At 57.8% G+C, this 794-nt stretch carries 2 protein-coding genes; one reads left to right on the forward strand and one right to left on the reverse strand.

Features of this window, described 5'->3' with window-relative positions:
- A partial coding sequence (locus ABD906_RS00470; RefSeq protein WP_345097619.1) for a transposase occupies positions 1-237 on the reverse strand: 237 nt, incomplete at its 3' end.
- A gap of 49 nt (positions 238-286) precedes the next feature.
- Between ABD906_RS00470 and ABD906_RS00475 the strand changes: the two genes are divergently transcribed.
- The gene (locus ABD906_RS00475; RefSeq protein ID WP_345097620.1) at positions 287-715 is read left to right on the forward strand and encodes a DNA methyltransferase; all 429 of its coding nucleotides are present in this window, start codon (positions 287-289) and stop codon (positions 713-715) included.
- Positions 716-794: the final 79 nt, after the last annotated feature.

The following is a 794-nucleotide window of genomic DNA, read 5'->3' on the forward strand; positions in this document are numbered from 1 at the left end:
CAGCGTCAGATCCGCCACCGCCTTGCGAAGCCGTTCGTTCTCCTTCTGGAGATCCTTCAACTGCCGAAGCTGGTCACGGCTCATGCCGCCATATTGCTTGCGCCAGCGGTAATAAGTCTGTTCGACAACGCCGATCCGCCTGATCGCATCAAGACGGGACAGACCTTGCCCCATCAGAACCTCAACCTGCCGCAACTTCGTGACGATCTCGTCGGGCTTGTGTCGCTTGTTTGCCATTGTGGTCCTCCTTCATGGTCAAAACCATACTTCAAGGTGGACCCGTTCAATGGGGGTGGATCATCCGTATTGCCACCCAGTATCCCTATATGAGCACCTCATTGGGTCTAGCGTGACCTCGACTGGCTGCGTGCTTGACTTCTTTGCGGGTTCCGGAACCACTGGTCACGCAGTAATCAGCCTGAACCGCAAAGATGGAGGAAACAGAAAATACGTCCTTGTTGAACAGGGAGAGCATTTCGACACAGTTCTCCTTCCTCGCCAGAAGAAGGTCTCTTACACCCCCGAGTGGAAGGACGGTAAGCCCAAGCGGCTCGCCACCGCTGAGGAGGCCGAGCGCAGCCCGCGGATCATGAAGGTGATCCGCCTCGAATCCTACGAGGACACGCTGAACAACCTGGAACTGCGCCGCACCGAGGCACAGCAAAGCCTGCTCGACAGCCCACAGGCCCAGATGATGTCCCGAGAGGTGGTGTAGCTTATGCGATCGCCGTGCCTTCCGAACTGTGCCGGATCAGCTTGCCGCAGCGGGCAGGCTGATGAGCGGATCATCGCTC

The organism is Chelativorans composti (assembly GCF_039541695.1).
GTDB lineage: Bacteria > Pseudomonadota > Alphaproteobacteria > Rhizobiales > Rhizobiaceae > Chelativorans > Chelativorans composti.